This window comes from Gibbsiella greigii, from assembly GCF_039540155.1.
GTDB lineage: Bacteria > Pseudomonadota > Gammaproteobacteria > Enterobacterales > Enterobacteriaceae > Gibbsiella > Gibbsiella quercinecans.
Map to the genome: position 1 here is coordinate 571,210 of NZ_BAABEM010000006.1, position 18,363 is coordinate 589,572.

16 protein-coding genes are annotated in these 18,363 nt (G+C 51.2%); 6 read left to right on the forward strand and 10 right to left on the reverse strand.

Annotation, left to right across the window (positions count from 1 at the left end; translation table 11 throughout):
* Positions 1-50: 50 nt before the first annotated feature.
* The 5 genes from AC559G_RS05880 to AC559G_RS05900 are packed head-to-tail and all read right to left on the reverse strand — an operon-like array spanning position 51 to position 4,297.
* Entirely contained in the window at positions 51-1,733 is a 1,683-nt protein-coding gene (locus AC559G_RS05880) for an alpha-glucosidase (protein ID WP_498911840.1), read from the reverse strand.
* Positions 1,730-2,155: a PTS sugar transporter subunit IIA gene (locus AC559G_RS05885; protein ID WP_498911841.1), complete on the reverse strand. Its 426-nt coding sequence runs from the start codon at positions 2,153-2,155 to the stop codon at positions 1,730-1,732. The genes AC559G_RS05880 and AC559G_RS05885 overlap by 4 nt, the downstream gene beginning before the upstream one ends.
* A 13-nt stretch (positions 2,156-2,168) precedes the next feature.
* Complete coding sequence (locus AC559G_RS05890; protein WP_498911842.1) at positions 2,169-3,020, reverse strand: PTS system mannose/fructose/sorbose family transporter subunit IID; 852 nt, start codon at positions 3,018-3,020, stop codon at positions 2,169-2,171.
* Positions 3,004-3,807: a PTS mannose/fructose/sorbose/N-acetylgalactosamine transporter subunit IIC gene (locus AC559G_RS05895; protein WP_498911843.1), complete on the reverse strand. Its 804-nt coding sequence runs from the start codon at positions 3,805-3,807 to the stop codon at positions 3,004-3,006. The genes AC559G_RS05890 and AC559G_RS05895 overlap by 17 nt, the downstream gene beginning before the upstream one ends.
* Positions 3,808-3,820: 13 nt before the next feature.
* Positions 3,821-4,297, reverse strand: a complete 477-nt coding sequence (locus tag AC559G_RS05900; RefSeq protein ID WP_498911844.1) for a PTS sugar transporter subunit IIB — start codon at positions 4,295-4,297, stop codon at positions 3,821-3,823.
* Between the two features lie 321 nt (positions 4,298-4,618).
* Between AC559G_RS05900 and AC559G_RS05905 the strand changes: the two genes are divergently transcribed.
* Entirely contained in the window at positions 4,619-5,647 is a 1,029-nt protein-coding gene (locus AC559G_RS05905) for a LacI family DNA-binding transcriptional regulator (protein WP_498911845.1), read from the forward strand.
* 100 nt (positions 5,648-5,747) lie between these two features.
* Here the strand turns inward: AC559G_RS05905 and AC559G_RS05910 are convergent, their stop codons facing one another.
* Together AC559G_RS05910 and AC559G_RS05915 are read right to left on the reverse strand one after the other, a co-directional pair.
* The gene (locus AC559G_RS05910; protein ID WP_498911846.1) at positions 5,748-6,641 is read right to left on the reverse strand and encodes a dihydrodipicolinate synthase family protein; all 894 of its coding nucleotides are present in this window, start codon (positions 6,639-6,641) and stop codon (positions 5,748-5,750) included.
* Positions 6,642-6,701: 60 nt separating this feature from the next.
* Complete coding sequence (locus AC559G_RS05915) at positions 6,702-7,592, reverse strand: DMT family transporter (protein ID WP_498911847.1); 891 nt, start codon at positions 7,590-7,592, stop codon at positions 6,702-6,704.
* Positions 7,593-7,695: 103 nt separating this feature from the next.
* Here AC559G_RS05915 and AC559G_RS05920 point away from each other — a divergent pair, with 103 nt between their 5' ends.
* Entirely contained in the window at positions 7,696-9,030 is a 1,335-nt protein-coding gene (locus AC559G_RS05920) for an aminotransferase-like domain-containing protein (RefSeq protein WP_498911848.1), read from the forward strand.
* 72 nt (positions 9,031-9,102) lie between these two features.
* On the opposite strand, the gene AC559G_RS05925 is transcribed toward AC559G_RS05920, so the two are convergent.
* The 3 genes from AC559G_RS05925 to AC559G_RS05935 are packed head-to-tail and all read right to left on the reverse strand — an operon-like array spanning position 9,103 to position 10,664.
* Positions 9,103-9,660, reverse strand: a complete 558-nt coding sequence (locus AC559G_RS05925; RefSeq protein ID WP_498911849.1) for a histidine phosphatase family protein — start codon at positions 9,658-9,660, stop codon at positions 9,103-9,105.
* Positions 9,661-9,664: 4 nt separating this feature from the next.
* Positions 9,665-10,444 (reverse strand): CbtA family protein, encoded by a 780-nt coding sequence (locus AC559G_RS05930; RefSeq protein WP_498911850.1) that lies wholly within the window; start codon positions 10,442-10,444, stop codon positions 9,665-9,667.
* Positions 10,445-10,454: 10 nt separating this feature from the next.
* Positions 10,455-10,664, reverse strand: a complete 210-nt coding sequence (locus tag AC559G_RS05935; protein ID WP_095844847.1) for a CbtB domain-containing protein — start codon at positions 10,662-10,664, stop codon at positions 10,455-10,457.
* A gap of 518 nt (positions 10,665-11,182) precedes the next feature.
* Between AC559G_RS05935 and nfsB the strand changes: the two genes are divergently transcribed.
* From nfsB to AC559G_RS05955, 4 genes are all read left to right on the forward strand, one after another.
* A complete protein-coding gene (gene nfsB / locus AC559G_RS05940; RefSeq protein ID WP_498911851.1) occupies positions 11,183-11,827 on the forward strand; it encodes a nitroreductase family protein in 645 nt (214 codons plus the stop codon).
* 795 nt (positions 11,828-12,622) lie between these two features.
* A complete protein-coding gene (locus AC559G_RS05945) occupies positions 12,623-13,768 on the forward strand; it encodes an efflux RND transporter periplasmic adaptor subunit (RefSeq protein ID WP_498911852.1) in 1,146 nt (381 codons plus the stop codon).
* Entirely contained in the window at positions 13,768-16,887 is a 3,120-nt protein-coding gene (locus tag AC559G_RS05950; protein WP_498911853.1) for an efflux RND transporter permease subunit, read from the forward strand. The genes AC559G_RS05945 and AC559G_RS05950 overlap by 1 nt, the downstream gene beginning before the upstream one ends.
* 3 nt (positions 16,888-16,890) lie before the next feature.
* Positions 16,891-18,279 (forward strand): outer membrane factor lipoprotein domain-containing protein, encoded by a 1,389-nt coding sequence (locus AC559G_RS05955; RefSeq protein ID WP_498911854.1) that lies wholly within the window; start codon positions 16,891-16,893, stop codon positions 18,277-18,279.
* Positions 18,280-18,363 lie beyond the last annotated feature (84 nt).

Consider the following 18,363-nt stretch of genomic DNA (forward strand, 5'->3'; position numbering starts at 1 on the left):
TCGTCATACTTCGAGTTGCAGGTGTGTTGGCTTTCCTGCAACTCGAATTTTTAGAGTAGACAATGATAAATCAGAGCCTCATATGGCCGTAGCTCCAATTTCTGCACAAGCAAATCTTGAGAACCTGCGTAGTTTGATAACAGCAGTTTTGCACTGTGTGTAAACAAGTGCTCTGGCAGCATATAATTGACCTTGTGCTCAGAAAAAGAACAGATAACAATCAGCATCTCCTTTCCCAAAACCCTGATATAGCCGTAGACATCAGAATCCGTATCATTTATTAATTCATATCGGCCATCCACGACGACAGGATATTTTTTCCTGATTTTAATTAATTCCTTGTAATGATAAAAAACAGAGTTCTCATCATTCAGTGCATCCTTGACATTGATAAACGCGTTATCAGGAGAGAAATTTATCCAGGGCTCACCGGTCGTAAAGCCCGCTTTTTCAGTCGCATCCCACGGCATCGGGACGCGGGCGTTGTCTCTTGATTTTAAATGGATTGCTTTTTTTATATAATCATCATCAAGGCCGGCATGTTTAAACGTCTCATAGACAGATAGTGTTTCAATGTCCTTATAATCTTCTATCGCGTCTATAGTAACATTGCGCATTGCCAGCTCTTCCCCCTGGTAAATATAAGGAGTTCCTTTCATCATATGTAATAATGTCGCTAGCATCTTGGCCGACGCTGTTCTGAACTGCCCATCATTCCCAAACCGGGTTACCGCACGGGGCTGATCATGATTACTCCAGTACAATGAATTCCAACCAGCATCAAGCTTTTGTTGCCATTCAGTCATTGTGGCTCTGAGATCGCTCATTTTGAAACGAACATCAGAAAATTTGCCATATTTACCATAGTCCAGATGCATGTGGTCAAACTGGAAAATCATATTAAGCTCTTTACGCTCTGGTAAAGTGTATAATAACGCTTGTGTACTGTTTGTGTTAGGCGTCTCGCCAACAGTTATACAACTGTACTGACTCAATACTTCATGGTGCATTTCCTGTAGAAATTCATGGACACGTGGGCCATTGGACGCACCGGTGTAGTATGACTTACTATAGATGGCATCGCTGGGTGCGTCAGGATAATCGGGCCTTTTACTGATTAGACTGATTACGTCCATCCGGAAACCGTCAATACCCATATCCAGCCAGTACTTCATTATCCTGTAGACTTCTTTTCTTACTGCCGGATTTTCCCAGTTTAAGTCTGGTTGTTCTTTAGCAAAAAGATGCAGGTAATATTGATTCCGCTCGGGTACATACTCCCAAGCGGAACCGCCAAAAGTCGCACCCCAATTGGTGGGGGGAGACCCATCTTCTGCAGGGTCCTTCCATATATAAAAATCTGCGTACGGATTAGATTTGCTTTTTCTGGATTCCTGAAACCAATAATGCTGGTCACTGGTGTGATTGACTACCAGGTCCATGATGATTTTTATATTCAGGTCATGTGCAGCTTTTAGTAATTGCTTAAAAGTAGCCAACGAGCCAAAAATTGGATTGATATTATAATAATCAGAAATATCATAACCATTATCAATGAGAGGTGACTCATAGATAGGGTTCAGCCAAATAACATCAGCACCTAATTCACTGATATAAGGTAACTTTTCAACCAGCCCCGCTAAATCACCGATACCATCACCATTAGAGTCTTTGAAGCTTTGAGGATATACCTGATATACAACGCATTGTTTCCACCAGCGCTCACTCATCATTCATCCCCTTCATCATTAGCAGGTGCTGTAGCGACAAAATCATTCACATAAATAAGTTGCTCCCTGGCCTCATTAACGGCTTCTCTGATTGCATCCCGGTTAATAAACCCCTCATTAAGGTCAAACAAAATTGACATAATAACCGGTAAGTTAACCCCGGTAATGATATGCAAGTTATCGTTGTTAAGATACCTGGCAAATGCTTGATTAACAGAGCCTCCTAACATATCTGTAAAGACAATGACTTCATCTTCCTGAAAGTTAACGTCCGCAAATACAGATAAGATCTCTTCATCAATAGGCTTATTTGTTAAATACGCGGAAATAGCGATAATATCCGCAGTATCTGGCAGCACGTATTTTACCGTATCTTTCATGCCTTCAGCCAGCCGATGATGTGTGGCAATGATTATTTTCCTCATTTTCATCTTCTCTTTAAACTTTCAAAATGCCAAAATATGAGAGCAGTAACGCCACTCCAATCACAAGAAATATAATATTCATTATGCTGATTTTTTTAGATGATATTAGTTTAAATACAACTAATGTTAATGCCGCTGGGATAAGCGATGGCATAATCTTATCTAAGATTTCAGACTGAATCGGTAATGATATTTCTCCGGAAGTAAAGGTTAGCCCCACGTTAACTTTCACAACGGCTGGAATTAAGGCCCCAACGACCGTCAACCCCATTATTGATGCCGCTTCGGTAAATATAGTCAGCTTATTCCCTAAGGCGGTCACGAGCTTCAACCCGGAGCTGTATCCGATATGAAATAGTTTGAAGCGGAACACAAGAAATATCATGTTGAGACAAAGCCAGATCACCGCACCAACCGGGCTGCCTTCCAGCCCCATGTATGCAGCAATAGACCCCATAATCGTAGGGTACAAAACCCAAATGAGCGTATCGCCCACACCAGCCAGAGGCCCCATCATGCCGGTTTTAAAAGCCTGGACGGCATTTAAAGACGACCGCCCGTCCTTTTCCTCCATGGCTAAACTTGCACCGAGTAAAAGGTTAGCCATCCAGGTGGTAGTGTTAAAGTATTTAAAATGATTATTCAGTGATGCAATATAATCTTCATCATTACGATGAATTTTTCTTAGTGCCTTTTGTAAACCATACACAACAGCAGGACCTTGCTGTGTCTGATAGTTGAATATATTGCACGCCATAAACATATATCTTAACGCAGCTTTGTTAATATCTTTTTTTGTTAAGACAATTTCTTTTCTTTCAGCACGTTCTGAATCTGAATTGCATTGACTATTCATCAAAGTCATCGCCTCCCTCTGCCGGAGTTGTCTTTAGATTAGCTGACTGTTGATCGGGCTCAGCCATTTTTTGAGTAAAGTAATAATATGCAAATGCAAAACCAAGTACCGAAATACCCAGTATTGGTAACTTCAGATATGCAGAGACAACAAACCCAATCAGCAGCATACTTAAATATTTTTTCACAGGCATTACCTGAAGAAGTAGCGCGATACCTACAACAGGCAATATATTCCCTGCTATCGACAACCCATCAGTAAACCATTGGGGAACGATTGATAAAACCATTGTGACGATCGTGTCACCAAAAATAACGCATAATGCAGCCGGGATGGCAGTAGATAATCCAAAGATTAACGGCCCTAGCCAAAATATCATGTTCATTTTACGATATTTTTTATTGTTGGCAGCTTTTTGGGCGGCATTTGCTACGTAGGTATTCAGCAACTTTGCCAGTACATCCAGTTGGATCCCCAACATACCCACGGGCACGCCTACCGCTAAAGCGATGGCCTTTGCTTCATCAATGTTGCTTGTGGATTTCATCGCCACATAAATGCCGACCAGCGTTGCCAGGCCCCAGTTTGGAACTGACGAACCTCCTATATTCGCCACACCCAACGACATCAATTGAAAAGTACCGCCAATCATCATGGCAGTTGTCATATCCCCCAGAATTAGGCCTGAAAAGAAAGAAACCATTATTGGGAACCAAGTGCTCAGGCATAACCCTTGTTGGTCGATAACAATCCAGAAAGCTAAAGCCACTATTAATACGGCTTGTATGATGTCCATTTACTCACCTTTGCTATTTAATATAGGCTTCTAATGGTTCTTCTGCATCATTTGGCACAAAATGAAAAGTTACCGGTATGCCAAGTGAAGATAACTTCTTCAAATCTTCGACTTCTTTAGGACTGACGGAAACCATTTTCTTCAATGTGGTCTTACCCTCGCCATCAAATATAATACCTATATTAATTTTCGGTATTTTCACACCCCCCTCAACCAGTCGCAATAATGTTTCAGGCGTGTTCACAATAAGAAATACGTTATGCCCATCATATTTCCCGTTTTTAAAATTATTTATCGCGGTGGTTGTATCTATAATTGACATATTGGTACCCACCGGTTTACTCATCCGCATAACTTCTTTTTGCGTTTCATCCTGGCTGATTTCGTCATCTACAACCATCAACCTTTTTGCTTTTGTAAAACCAGTCCATTGAGTCACAACGATACCGTGAATCAAACGCTGATCAATTCTTGCCAGAACAACACTCATAATTTCCCCTTATTAATCAATCTGTTTTCTTGTATTTATGCAAAATAATGCAATATTAATGCAACCGCTTGCATTGGATGATAATAGCTATCCAACCTTGGTAAAGTGAATTGTTTAAGGAATGTGATTTTACTCACATAAATGGTGGGTAGCTGATGCGTTTCAGTGTGGTAGAGACAAACAGAGTGTTTGGAGTACGTTTTCGTATGTTATTGTTTTTATATGATTATATGCTAACTTTACTTTTTTAATAAGTTTGTTAAGCTTGATTGTTTAACCCATTGTTGTTGAGCTGGATATCTTTTTAGGGGAATGATTTAAATGGCAATCACGATTAAGGATGTCGCGCTCAAGGCCGGTGTAGCCACATCGACAGTATCCAGAGTGATCAACGATAGCGCCAATATCTCAGAAAAAACGAAAGAAAGAGTTAACAGGATTATGCAGGATTTGGGTTACACCCCTAATTCAACGGCGCGAAGCTTAGGAAAGGGGAAAGCAAATACTATTGCGATAATCTTGCCACCGTTAAAATCAAGAGAAGAAATGAGTATCCCTTTCTTTCTCGAGTTTATTGAATCAGTAAATACCGAGGCTCAGAAATTTGGGTTTTCAGTGGCTTTGGCCGTATCAAAAAATTTTGATGAGCTGTTATTGAATGTAAAACGGATGCATGCTCAGAAACAAGTTGACGGTTTTATTCTATTTTATTCAAATATAGAGGATCCTGTCATTGAGTATTTGCACAAAAATAAATTCAATTTCACGTTGACAGGTATGCCATGTAAAAATGAAGATAGCATTACCTATGTTGATAATGATAACCAGTTATTAGGCAAGCATGCGACAGATTACCTCATAAAAAATGGTCATAAAAAAATCCTTTTCATCACAAACAGAATAAAAGAAAATGTTCATTTTGAACGATATTTTGGTTATCAAAAAGCCTTGCTGATGCAAGATCTTATCCCTTTTGATGCAATTGACATTGAAAAACCACAAGATTTAGAAAACATTGGCAGTATTCTAAAGGAAACCAAAGCTACTGCTGTAGTTATTATTGAAGATCTCCTTGCGTTTAAAGTCATCAAACATCTGGAATATATTGGTTACGCAGTCCCACAGAATATATCCGTCATTAGCTTTAACAATACAATATTCTCTACATTATCTCATCCATACATTACAACTATAGATATAAATGTTGATTTATTGGCGAAATATAGTTTGAAACATCTTGTGGAACAGATAAACGGAAAGAAATCTCATGGAATGAAATTCGTTGTACCCCACCGGATTGTAGAGAATGAATCTGTTGCAAAATTATCAGATAATAAACAAGAAAAGTAACCAGAGCGTTAATGTTATTTCTTGTGCACTTTTAGCGCACGGGAATACCCCCGCCGGACGCTGTAGCAACCGGCAAAAGCGTTCACAACAAAACCTGCTATCAGGCCAGAAAATGCAGCGATTCCAGCGTCTGTTGCAACGCACCCCGCTCTTTGCAGCTCAATGTTTGTAGCGGAAACGGCAGACACGGCATCGGCACAACCCCCAGGATCTCCGCCACCGTGGCGATCACCCGCAGGCTACCGTGGCGACGGTAATATGCCCACAATGGCGCCAACGCCACATCCAGCTGATGCGTTTCACTTTCATCCTGGCGTAATGCCGCTTCTGTCAGGCGCAGGGCATAGTGCGGGAAAAGCCCCCCAAGCACGGAGTACCAAACATCACAACCGGCAATCAACCCTGCCGCAGATTGAGCATCGCCGCTGATCCCGATAGTGACTCCCTCAGAAACGCGCGCTTTTAGCCTTCTGACGCGTTCCGTGGCCGCATCGCGATCGGCCGGGAGATCGCCGAGTTTGATCGAGCCAATAGCGTTGAGCCTGGATAACGCAATCAGCAGCTCGTCCGTAAATTCAAACCGGGTCGTCGCCACATTGTCATAGATACAGAGCGGAACGGACAGTTCGCGGCTCACGCGCTCATATAGCGCGAAGACTTCGTCACGGGTCAACGGTTGATAGGATACCGGGGCCAGAAGAACGCCGCTCACGCCGGCTTTTTGGGCATCCTCCGCCAGCCTTAGCACCTCTTCCGCGCTGACACTGCCAATGCTGGTTATCACCGGGATCCCCGCCGCCGCGCTGACCGCCTGTTGCGTCGTATGAAATCGTTGCTCACGCGTCAGATAGGCATAGCTGCCCGTTGAGCCGAGCGCCCCGATGGAATCCACCCCGGCACCGGCCAGATTTTCGATCAGCGAAAGAAACGATTTTTCATCAACCTCACCACCGACCAACGGTGTGAGCGGAAAAGCACTAAGACCTTTAAACATCGTTGATTCCTGTAAAATTAGCGGCGATGCGCCATTGTACGGCACGGTATGATAGGTAAGCTAACGCGCAAAGTTGCGCGATCCGATCACGCACAGAATAACGCCAAGCGTAATGACCAGCATCAGGGGGCTGACGGTTTCGTGCAACAGCGTGGCGGACAATGCAAGCCCGAAGAACGGCTGCAGCAGTTGTAATTGGCCTACGGCGGCGATACCGCCGGCGGCAAGCCCTTTGTACCAGAAGATGAAACCGATCAGCATGCTGAAGAGAGACACATAGCCCAACGCAAGCCATGCGGAAGCACCGATGGCGCTGAAAGACGCAGGCAGCGTAATAAACACGGCTATCAGCATAAATGGCAGCGAAATAATCAGCGCCCAACTGATGACCTGCCAACCGCCTAACTGGCGGGTCAGTTTAGCACCCTCGGCATAACCTAGACCACAGGCGATAACCGCCGCGAGCATCAACAGATCCCCCGTCAGTGAGACCGAGGCACTTTGCGAAAGTGCGAATCCCACCACCAGAAGGCTGCCAAGCACAGAAAACAGCCAGAAAGCCGCACGCGGGCGTTCTCCGCCGCGAAGCACGCCAAAGATCGCCGTCGTGAGCGGCAACAACCCCAGAAAGACAATGGAGTGTGCAGCGGTGATATGCTGCAACGCCATCGCCGTCAGCAATGGAAATCCAATGATCACGCCCAGTGAGACAATCAGCAGTGGGCCAATCTGCGCCGGATGCGGGCGCTTCTCGCGAAAACCAAAGATCAGCATGGCCGCAAGGACGCCAGCGATAGCGGCCCGCAGGAAAGTCAGAAAGAAGGGATCCATATCAAGTACGGCAATACGGGTTGCCGGCAGCGAACCGCTAAAAATCAGTACGCCCAGTAAACCATTAAGCCAACCGGATAGCGCCCCCGGCCCTGTTTTATCGACCACTGGATTAACCACGCTTACCTCACTGTATCTGTATGCATGAAGATTTGAGCCATCAACGGGCCGATGTTAATCTGCTCAATCTAATACAATCAAATTATTGTCATGGATACATTTCATGAAGGCGCGCTACAAAGCCATTGTCGATAACTACGCGCAGGCCATCCGCTCTGGGCAGATTCAGGCAGGCACCCAGTTGCCCACCCACCGGAGGTTGGCTTGCGAAGCGCACATATCGCTGGCGACGGCGACCCGCGTCTATGCCGAGTTGGAAGCAATGGGGCTGGTCAGCGGCGAAACCGGGCGCGGAACGTTTGTCCGGGAAATTTCGCTGCCAATGGGGCACGGTGTGGATCAACACGCCGTAGCAACCGACGTATTGGATCTGAACTTCAACTACCCTTCCCTGCCCGGACAGGGGGAATTGCTGCGCGACGCTCTCCGGCAAGTCTCGACCGTGGGCGATATTGAATCACATCTGCGCTATCAGCCTCATGCCGGGCGGCAGGCAGAACGGGAGATTATCGCCCGTCATTTTGCCGGCAATGGCTTTGTGCCGAAGGCCGAAAATGTACTGATCGTCAATGGTGCCCAGCACGGGCTTGCCATCACCGTGATGGGGCTTCTCAGCCCCGGCGATGTGGTGGCGGTTGATGCACTGACTTATCCCGGTTTTAAAGCGCTTGCAGCGCTCTATCATCTTGAGCTGATTGCCATCCCATACAACGCCGAAGGCCCGGATTTGGGTGCGCTCCGCCAGCTTTGTCTAAAACGCCATGTTCGTGCGCTTTACACCATGCCCACGCTGCACAATCCACTTGGCTGGGTGCTCAATCATGGGCAGCGGAAGGAACTGGCAAACATTGCCCGCCAGCATGATCTGCTCATCATAGAAGATGCTGCGTATGCGTATTTAATCGGGCACCCACCCCCACCCGTGGCTTTTTATGCGCCGGAAAGAACCGTCTATGTCACAGGTTTTTCGAAAAAAATCGCCACTGGATTACGTGTGGGTAGCGTGATCTGCCCAAATCAATATCGGCCGGCGCTTGAGCGGGCAATAAGGGCAACCACCTGGAATACGCCTTCCCTAATGACGGCCCTGGTCTGCGGTTGGATCCAGGATGGCACCGTAGCGCGGTTTGAAACGCTCAAAAGGCGCGACGCTCGCCGGCGCCAGGTTGTGGCGAGAGAAAGCCTCGGCGCACTCCCCTGTATCGCCCACCCGGTTTCGTATTTTCTTTGGCTCCCGCTCGCGGAAGACAGCAGAGCCGACCGCGTGGTTCGGGAATTAATGAACAGCCACATTTCAGTCTCGACCGCCGAGCCCTTCACTACCGCCGCGAACGTGCCGCAGGCGATACGGATTGCGCTGGGCTCCGTCTCCATCGACAACCTGCGCACGGCGCTTTTGCAGGTCAGACAGGCCATTGAGTTTGAGCAATACCGCTGATGCCGATGCGCCGTCACCGGTCGCGTAACGTAAAAAAGCCCATCGCCAACGTGGGGAGCGGCTCATCAGGCACTAATCAACGTGCCGGCCCAGTTGGCATAGCTGCCAGCGGCGGCCGTCGCTACTCAGCTCGCTGATACTCAGCGGATGAATATCCAGCCGTGCGAGCGCCTGAACCGGCGCGCCGAGCAAACCGACCGCTATGGCGCGGATCACGGCGGCGGGAACCACCGCGCAGTGCCGGCCGCCGGCATTCATCCGCTGCGCCAGCCACCTGTCGCAGCGCGCGATCAACTGCCCGGCCGACTCGCCGCCCGGCGGCGGCGCTCCCGCCAACCAGGCCGCAAAATGGTGGCTATCTTCGGCCATCACCTGCATCAACGGCAACCCCGCCCAGGCGCCGTAGTCACTGTCCCTGAGGGCTTCATCCACGTTGGCGTGCAACCCAAGCGCCTGGGCGGTTTGCCGGGCGGCCAACTGGGGCGCACACCACACCGCCTGATACGCCCCCTGCGGCAGATGCTGTATCTGCGGCGGCACCTGCGCCGCCAGCGGTTCATCCAGGGGAAACCGCGAACGCCTGGCCGCTGCGGTTTCCCCCTGGCATATCAGGGTCAATAATGTCGGCATCGCTTCAACCATGCCCGAAAGACATGCGCTGCCGGCGTGCTGGCAGCATGTTTTCGGCGAGCGCGCCAAACATCACACCGATCCCCGCCCACAACACAAAACTAATGCCAATAGAGGACAGGCGGAAGCGCCAGAGCAAATCGGCTGAAAACGTCTCCGGCACATCATTTATCGCCGGCAACAGCGCGCAAGCCGCCAGCAACAAGATAACGCCGAGCAGGCAAGCCGACAGCGCCGCATTCCAACCGCCAAGGCGCGGAAGCAAGCGCCGGGCGCACCACGCGGAAACGGCAATAATGCCGACGGATACCAGCAGCATGATGAAGTAGAGTGCCGTGCGATAACCAATGGTGTCGGGGTTCCCGACCGCCGGCGGATTAGGCGGATACTTAATCCCCGGCATCACGCTCAACGCCAGAAAGCCCCCCAGGGCTAACAGCAACGCCAGCGTGCGTGGGCCAAATGGCCCAACGCGCTGATAGCTGAACGCCCAGACCAGCGCCAGCCCGCCGCCCAGCGCCGCGCCCATCAGCATCATCCCCGCCAGTAACCCCACCCCGGATTGCGTCTGGCGGCTGAACGCTTCTCCATCGCCTTCACTATCGTCGCCATGGCTATGGCCATGAACATGCGCGTCACCGCCATGGGCATGCCCGCCGCCATGCTCTTCAAACGCGATAGCGCGCTCCACCTGCGGTTCCGCAAAATGATGGGCAAAAACAAAGGTGATGGCGCCGGCCACAATGCCGGCAATCATCCCCCTGAATAATAACTTTCCAATCATGGCGCACTCCTCAGTGGCAAGGGAAACCCAGTAAATGGCGCGCATCGTGGAAAAACTCATGCACCTGCGTACCGGAAAACATCGATGTCGCCCCTTGTTCCGCTCCAACGAAATAAATCGCCAGCAGCACCAGCAACGTGGCGAAAAGTGCCCAAGGCGCCAGTTCAGCGACAGGGATCGGCTCATACTGCACATCAGATACCATCGTCATATTACTCATCTTATTTCCCCTTGATGTTTGTGTATAAAAAAGCCTGTTTCCCGGGATACACAGGATTACCGGGATGATTGAAGGCAAAAAAAAACCCCTAAGCTCTTATGAGCTATAGGGGCATCTTTGCCATGTTCATGTCTTTATTTCGTCGTGTTACCGCCGCCAGAATGCATACGCCACTCAACAGGGAAGCTTCTGCCGACGCTGTTACAAAGCAATAAGAATGCCATGATTAACCCGCTTTAAATTAACCATGAAAAAACAAAACGTTAACCAATTCGCATTCATTATTAACAAGATAACGCATCGAAGAACCCTGCCGACAAGCGCGTTTTTAGTGCAACCGATTCCCCCTGATGGAGCAACAAAGGTGCGTAGGGTTAAAATGGCAGTCAAGCTGGCCGGTTCCCCTGTCGCCTGCAGCGACGATAATTTACTATAAGTACAGCGTCAGTTTCCCTGAAACCGGCTTTAATCCGCCATCAATAACCCTCATTGCAACAGGGTTTACAAGGAGTTTATCCATGAGCATCGATCAAGTACTGCGCACCCGCTACGCCAGCAAACTTTACGATGAAACGAAAACGCTCACTGCAGAGCAGGAACAACAACTTTTTGATTTATTGCGCTATAGCCCGTCATCGGTAAATTCGCAGCCCTGGCATTTCTTCGCTCTGGTATCCGACGAAGCGAAAGAGAAAATTTTGCCTGCCGTCACCGAAGCAAACCACAACAAGATCAAAAAATCCGCCATGGTGGTGGTTTTCACTACCCATACGGAAATAACCGAAGCGCATCTGAAGAACCTTCTGGCGCAAGAGGAAAAAGATGGGCGCTTTGCCAGTGAAGAACAGGAACAAAATCAGGATAAAGGCCGCCGCTATTTTGTAAACCGTAACAGTAATACCCCAGAGCAACAGCGTGACTGGATGGCTCGCCAGGCATATATCTCCCTGGGCTTCCTGCTGCTGGGTGCGGCAAGCATGGGGCTGGATGCGACGCCGATCGAAGGATTTTTCGCCGATAAACTGGACTCGGCGCTGGGGCTGGAAGAAAAACAGTTGACCAGCGTGGTGCTTGCCGCGGTGGGTTACCATGACGGCAATGATTTTAATGCAAAATTACCAAAATCACGCCTTCCACAAGAGCAGGTGATTACGCGTCTGTAATCGCCCCTCTTTAATATAACAAAGCCGCAGCAACGGCGCTGCGGCCGGAACGGTTATTCACATTTACTCCAGCCAAGGGTAAATTATCGCCGATAAAATGTAATTTTTCATCTCATCATTGCGCTTTCCATCAATACATGAAACAAACCATGTATTTTAAAACTAAAAAAACAAAATAGGATAGAGCAACAAGTGTAATATTCCTATTACACAGAAGCATACCGTTACTTAATTATTTCGATTTTTTTACACTTACATTTTTATATTCTCTTCACCTTATAAAGTGCCTCTATTAAAAACCAATAAAAACAATATATTAAACATTTCTTCTTGTGCTTCGCACAATCAGGCCAGTGTCTTCACATTGCCCCCATTATTTTATAATTTCATTATAATACAATAAGTTATAAACGATTACCGTGTAAGTATTCTATCTTGACCCCATCCAAGCTGAGATATATCTTGATTTTTCCTGGCTAACGCCGTTTCCCTCGTAGAGGAAAACAGAAAAAAGCCCAAACAAATCATTATGTAAGAAAGCCCACAAAAACAATCGAGAGAAAAAATGCGTAATGAATATATCATCCCAAACGCCAAAAACTGTGCAACAAATCCAGGTTGGTGCGGAAGAGTATTGATGAAACCTAATCGGAGATGTCTTCTTTAACCCAACTATTTTTAAAACGTCATCCGGGGAGTCATGCTCTTCGGATATTACTTATTGAGATAAACACGCCGTTATTGGAAGCACTGCACACCGGAAATAATTCGCCACTATTAATTTGGACCCCTGCTATGGAATTACGCATTTTATGTATGTTGACCCTGTTCGGATTAGCCGGCTGCCATGACGCCTCCACGCCGGAAAAAACCGCACCGCCGCAGGTTGGCGTGGTTACGTTAAAAGCGCAACCCTTCACCTATTCCAGCGATCTTACCGGGCGCACCACCGCAACCTTGACGTCGAGCGTGCTGCCGCAGGTCGGCGGCATTATTCAACGCCGTCTGTTTAAAGAAGGCGATGAGGTCAAAGCCGGGCAAGCGCTGTACCAGATTGATCCTTCAAGCTATCAGGCTGCCTATGATCAGGCCGCCGCCGCGCTGCAAAGCGCCAAGGCACTGGTGATTGCCGACTGCCAAAAGGCCAAACGCTATGCAATCCTGGTGAAAGAGCAAGGCGTATCCAAACAGGATGCCGATGACGCCGCCGCCACCTGCGGCGAAGACAAAGCCAGCGTGGCGGAAAAAGCCGCAGCGCTTGAAGCCGATAGAATCAACCTTAACTGGACACGCGTAACCGCGCCTATCTCCGGGCATATCGGTATCTCCACCGTCACGCCGGGCGCGCTGGTCACCGCCGATCAGACCACCGCGTTAACCACCATCACCGCACTCGACAGCATGTACGTTGATCTCACCCGCTCCAGTGTGGATCTGCTGCAACTGCGTAAACGCGCGCTCGCCACCAACAGCGACACGCTTGACGTCACGCTGACGCTGGAAGACGGCTCGGTGTACCCGGAAAAAGGCAAACTTGAGTTAACCGAGGTATCGGTTGATGAATCAACGGGTTCCGTCACCCTGCGCGCCATCTTCCCTAACCCACAGCACATTTTGCTGCCGGGCATGTTCGTTCATGCCAGCGTGGATGAGGGGGTGATCGAAAACGCGGTCCTGGCGCCGCAGCAAAGCATCATTCGCGATCCAAAAGGCAATGCCACGGCGTTCGTCGTGGATGCCAGCAACAAAGTGGTATTGCGCAACGTAGTCACCGCGACCAATGCCGGCGACAACTATCTGATCACCAATGGGCTGCAGGCCGGCGATCGTGTTATCGTTGAAGGCACCGGCAAAGTCAACGCGGGCGACACCGTCAAACCGGTTGAAGTGCAGGTCAGCGCCGCAGCGGCTAAACCGGTAGCAACAGAAGGAGCGGCCTGATGTTTTCACGCTTCTTTGTCCGGCGCCCGGTATTTGCCTGGGTTATCGCGCTGCTGATTATGATGGCCGGGATTATTGCCATCCGTTCGATGGCGGTAGCGCAGTATCCGGAAGTGGCGCCGCCTTCGATAAGAATCAAGGCAACCTATGCCGGCGCCTCGGCCGAAACCATAGAAAACAGCGTCACCCAGGTGATCGAACAACAGCTAACCGGCCTGGATAATCTGCTCTATTTTACCTCCACCAGCAGCTCCGCCGGCACGGTGCAGATTACGGTCAGCTTTAAACTGGGCACCAACCCGGATACTGCGCAGGTTCAGGTGCAAGATAAGCTGCAACAAGCGGAATCCCGCCTGCCGACCGAAGTGCAGGAAGCCGGGATAACGGTGACCAAATCCCAGTCCGACTTCCTGATGATCATGGCGCTGTACGACAAGACCAATAAGGCGACCAGTAACGACATTGCCGACTGGCTGGTCAGTAATATGCAAGATCCGTTGGCGCGCGTGCCGGGTGTCGGTAGCCTTAACGTGTTCGGCAACGAATACGCGATGCGCATCTGGCTGAACCCCACCAAGCTGGCCGCCTATGATCTGATGCCTTCAGACGTTGAAACCGCCATCGAATCGCAAAATATCCAGCTGTCCGCCGGCAGCATTGGTACGGCGCCTACCTCGCCCACCCAGCAGATTACCGCCACGGTGCAGGCACAATCACGCCTGCAAACGCCGGAGCAGTTCCGCAATATTATCGTGAAAAGCGAGGCCAACGGTTCCGTGGTACGTATCGGCGACGTTGCGCGCGTAGAGATGGGCAGCCAGGACTATATTGCCACGTCACGCCTCAACGGCCACCCGGCCGCAGGGGTGGCGGTGATGATGTCCGCCGGCGCTAACGCGTTGGACACGGCCAAGGCAGTGAAGGCCACCGTCGAAAAATATCGCAGCAGTATGCCGGCGGGTTATGACGTGGCCTATCCGAAAGACAGCACCGAATTTATCAAGCTGTCGGTGCAGGACGTGGTGGAAACGCTGTTGATCGCGATCGCGCTGGTGATCGCCGTGATGTACCTGTTCCTGCAAAACGTGCGCGCCACGCTGATCCCTGCCCTGGCGGTGCCGGTTGTGCTGCTGGGCACCTTCGGCGTGCTGTCGGCGTTTGGCTATACCATTAATACCCTGACGCTCTTTGCCATGGTATTGGCCATCGGGCTATTGGTCGATGACGCGATCGTGGTGGTGGAAAACGTCGAGCGAATCATGCGCGAGGAGGGATTAAAGGCCCGCGCCGCGACGGAAAAATCGATGGGGGAAATCTCCGGCGCGCTGGTGGCGATCGCCGTGGTGCTCTCCGCGGTATTTCTGCCGATGGCGTTTTTTGGTGGTTCCACCGGCGTGATTTACCGCCAGTTCTCGGTGACGCTGATTTCCGCCATGGCGCTTTCGGTGGTGGTGGCCTTAACGCTGACGCCGGCGCTGTGTGGGGCGCTGCTGCGCCATAGCACCCCACACAAACGCGGTTTTTTCGGCGGGTTCAACCGCTTCTATGCCAACACCGAGCACCGCTACAAGCACGGCGTGCTGAAGGGGCTGCGCCGCCCCGCCATGATGATGATGGTTTATGCTGCGCTAGCCACCGCCATGGGCGTATTGATGATGCATATGCCTACCAGTTTCCTGCCCAACGAAGATCAGGGCCAGGTGATGGTGCAGTTCACCCTGCCGGCAGGCTCATCGGTTAACCGCACCAATTTGGTGAACAGCGAGGTGACCAACTGGTTCCTCACCCATGAAAAAGCCAATACCGACGTGGTGTTTTCGGTGACCGGCTTCAACTTCAGCGGCAGCGGCGACAACGTCGGCATGGCTTTCGTGGCGCTAAAAGACTGGAGCCAGCGCCCCGGCGCGCAAAATACCGCCCAGGCCATTGCCGAGGCCGCCAATAAGGCGCTGGCCAGCATTCGCGATGCAAAAGTCATCGCCATGACGCCGCCTTCGCTATCGGGCATGGGGCAAAGCAACGGCTTTACTTTTGAACTGCTGTCGGCCGGCGGCACCAGCCATGACGATCTGCTGAAAATGCGCGATCGGTTGATTACCGAAGCCAATAACAGCCCGGAGTTGCAATCCGTACGCGCAGCAGACCTGCCTGAAACGCCGCAGTTGAAAGTCGATATCGATAACAACAAGGCCGTTGCGCTGGGGTTGGATCTTAGCGACGTCACCGCCACGCTGAGCAGCGCCTGGGGCGGCACCTACGTGGACGACTTTATCGACCGCGGGCGGGTAAAAGAAGTGTATATCGAGGGTGACAGTCAGTTCCGTTCACAGCCGCAGGATCTGAACAAATGGTTTGTGCGGGGCACCAACAGCAGCGGTGAATCCACCATGACGCCGTTCTCCGCTTTCGCCACCACCCGCTGGGCCTTCGGGCCGCAAAGTCTGGCGCGCTATAACGGCGTCACCTCGTTTGAAATTGACGGTGAAAACACCGACGGTTACAGCTCGGGCGCGGCGATGGCCAAAATGGAGGAACTGGCGTCGAAACTGCCGAAAGGCTCCACCTATGCCTGGAGCGGCCTGTCGCTGCAGGAACAGTTGGCGAGCGGCCAGACCCTCAGCCTGTATACCATTTCGATTATGGTGGTGTTCCTGTGCCTGGCCGCGCTGTATGAAAGCTGGTCGGTGCCCTTCTCAGTGATCCTGGTTATCCCGTTGGGTATTCTCGGTGCGTCTTTCGCGGCGTCGCTGCGCGGCCTGAACAACGACATCTATTTCCAGGTGGCGTTGTTGACCACCATCGGGCTGTCGTCAAAGAACGCCATCCTGATCGTCGAGTTCGCCGAAGCGGCGGTTAAGCAGGGCCAGTCGTTATCGGCGGCGGCGATTTCCGCCGCGAAAACACGGTTACGGCCGATCCTGATGACGTCGATTGCGTTTATCGCCGGCGTCTTGCCGCTGGCGTTATCGACCGGCGCCGGGGCAAACAGCCGCATTGCGATCGGTACCGGCATCATCGGCGGTACGCTGACGGCGACGCTGCTGGCGATTTTCTTTGTGCCCCTGTTCTTTGTGCTGGTGAAACACTTTTTCACTCGCCGCCATGTGAACGAGGAATAACGGATGTTTCATCATAAAAACATATTTCATTTGAGCATCATCAGCCTGTCGCTGCTGTTGGCCGGTTGTATCTCACTCGATCCGCACTATGAGCGCCCGGCGGCGCCGGTGCCCCAAACCTGGCCCACGCAGGGGAACAACAGCGAAGCCAAAACGGTACTGAGCGACTGGCAACAAGTGCTGGCCGACCCGCGGCTGAACAAGGTGGTGGAGCGCGCACTGGTCAGCAACCGCGATTTGCAAAAAGCGATTGCCGATATAGAAGCCGCACGCGCGTTGTATGGCGAAGAGCGTGCGGCGCTGTTCCCAACGCTTGACGCCGAACTGACGCAGACCCGCAGCCGCACGGTAAGCGAAGGCGTGAGCAGTTCCGCCGAAGCCGACGGCGCGATCAGCAGCTTTGAGCTTGATCTGTTTGGCCGCAACCGCAGCCTGGCGCGCGCCGCCAAAGAAACCTGGCTTGCCAGTGAAGCCACGGCGCAAAATACGCGGATTACGCTGGTTGCCGAAACCACCACCGCCTGGATAACGCTGGCGGCGGATAAAAGCAACCTGGCGTTAAGCCAGCAAACCATGGCCAGCGCGGCGGATACACTGCGTATTACCCAACGGCAGTTAGGCGTCGGCACCGCATCAGCGGCCGATGTCAGCGAAGCGGAAACTACCTATCAGCAGGCGCGCGCCAGCGTCGCCAGTTATAAAACGCTGGTCGCACAGGACATCAACGCCCTTAACCTGTTGGTGGGCGAAACCGTGCCAGAAAACCTGTTGCCGGGCCCGATCGAAAGCCTGGCGCCGCAGGCGATTGCCCTGGTGCCGGCCGGCGTCTCCTCCGCCGTGTTGCTGCGGCGGCCCGACGTGATTGAAGCCGAACACAATTTGAAGAGTGAGAATGCCGACATTGGCGCCGCGCGCGCGAACTTCTTCCCAACCATATCACTGACCGCCAGCGCCGGCGTTGGCAGCAGTTCGTTATCGAACCTGTTTAGCCACGGCACCAATGTTTGGTCGTTTGCGCCAAGTATCACGCTGCCGCTGTTTGCCGGCGGCAGCAATCTGGCGCAGTTGCATTACGCAGAGGCAGAGAAAAAGGGCCTGATTGCCACTTACCAAAAGACTATCCAGACCGCGTTTGAAGATGTAGCAAACGCGCTGGCCCGCCGGGAAACGTTGAATGAGCAAATGGACGCGCAGGTGCAAGCGGTTGCCTCGGCGCAGCGCAGCTACGACATCGCCCGCCGCAGCTATGAGGTGGGCACCGGCGATTACCTGACGGTATTAACCGATCAACGCACGCTGTGGTCGACACAGTTGGAACTGGTTGCGCTGCAACAAACCGATTTCGAAAACCGGATCACGCTGTGGGAATCGTTGGGGGGCGGTGTGAAGTAGCGTTTTGTGCGCCGCCTGGTGCGGCGCGCCTATAGCAAACCCAATCGACGCTATACTAGGTAGGTTGTTAATCTAATGCGGAGA

Bases quoted from the DNA above. Each gene is read 5' to 3' on its own strand.
- AC559G_RS05880 (WP_498911840.1), bottom strand. From the start codon at position 1,733: ATGATGAGTGAGCGCTGGTGGAAACAATGCGTTGTATATCAGGTATAT.
- AC559G_RS05885 (WP_498911841.1), bottom strand. From the start codon at position 2,155: ATGAGGAAAATAATCATTGCCACACATCATCGGCTGGCTGAAGGCATG.
- AC559G_RS05890 (WP_498911842.1), bottom strand. From the start codon at position 3,020: ATGACTTTGATGAATAGTCAATGCAATTCAGATTCAGAACGTGCTGAA.
- AC559G_RS05895 (WP_498911843.1), bottom strand. From the start codon at position 3,807: ATGGACATCATACAAGCCGTATTAATAGTGGCTTTAGCTTTCTGGATT.
- AC559G_RS05900 (WP_498911844.1), bottom strand. From the start codon at position 4,297: ATGAGTGTTGTTCTGGCAAGAATTGATCAGCGTTTGATTCACGGTATC.
- AC559G_RS05905 (WP_498911845.1), top strand. From the start codon at position 4,619: ATGGCAATCACGATTAAGGATGTCGCGCTCAAGGCCGGTGTAGCCACA.
- AC559G_RS05910 (WP_498911846.1), bottom strand. From the start codon at position 6,641: ATGTTTAAAGGTCTTAGTGCTTTTCCGCTCACACCGTTGGTCGGTGGT.
- AC559G_RS05920 (WP_498911848.1), top strand. From the start codon at position 7,696: ATGAAGGCGCGCTACAAAGCCATTGTCGATAACTACGCGCAGGCCATC.
- AC559G_RS05925 (WP_498911849.1), bottom strand. From the start codon at position 9,660: ATGCCGACATTATTGACCCTGATATGCCAGGGGGAAACCGCAGCGGCC.
- AC559G_RS05930 (WP_498911850.1), bottom strand. From the start codon at position 10,444: ATGATTGGAAAGTTATTATTCAGGGGGATGATTGCCGGCATTGTGGCC.
- AC559G_RS05935 (WP_095844847.1), bottom strand. From the start codon at position 10,664: ATGAGTAATATGACGATGGTATCTGATGTGCAGTATGAGCCGATCCCT.
- nfsB (WP_498911851.1), top strand. From the start codon at position 11,183: ATGAGCATCGATCAAGTACTGCGCACCCGCTACGCCAGCAAACTTTAC.
- AC559G_RS05945 (WP_498911852.1), top strand. From the start codon at position 12,623: ATGGAATTACGCATTTTATGTATGTTGACCCTGTTCGGATTAGCCGGC.
- AC559G_RS05950 (WP_498911853.1), top strand. From the start codon at position 13,768: ATGTTTTCACGCTTCTTTGTCCGGCGCCCGGTATTTGCCTGGGTTATC.
- AC559G_RS05955 (WP_498911854.1), top strand. From the start codon at position 16,891: ATGTTTCATCATAAAAACATATTTCATTTGAGCATCATCAGCCTGTCG.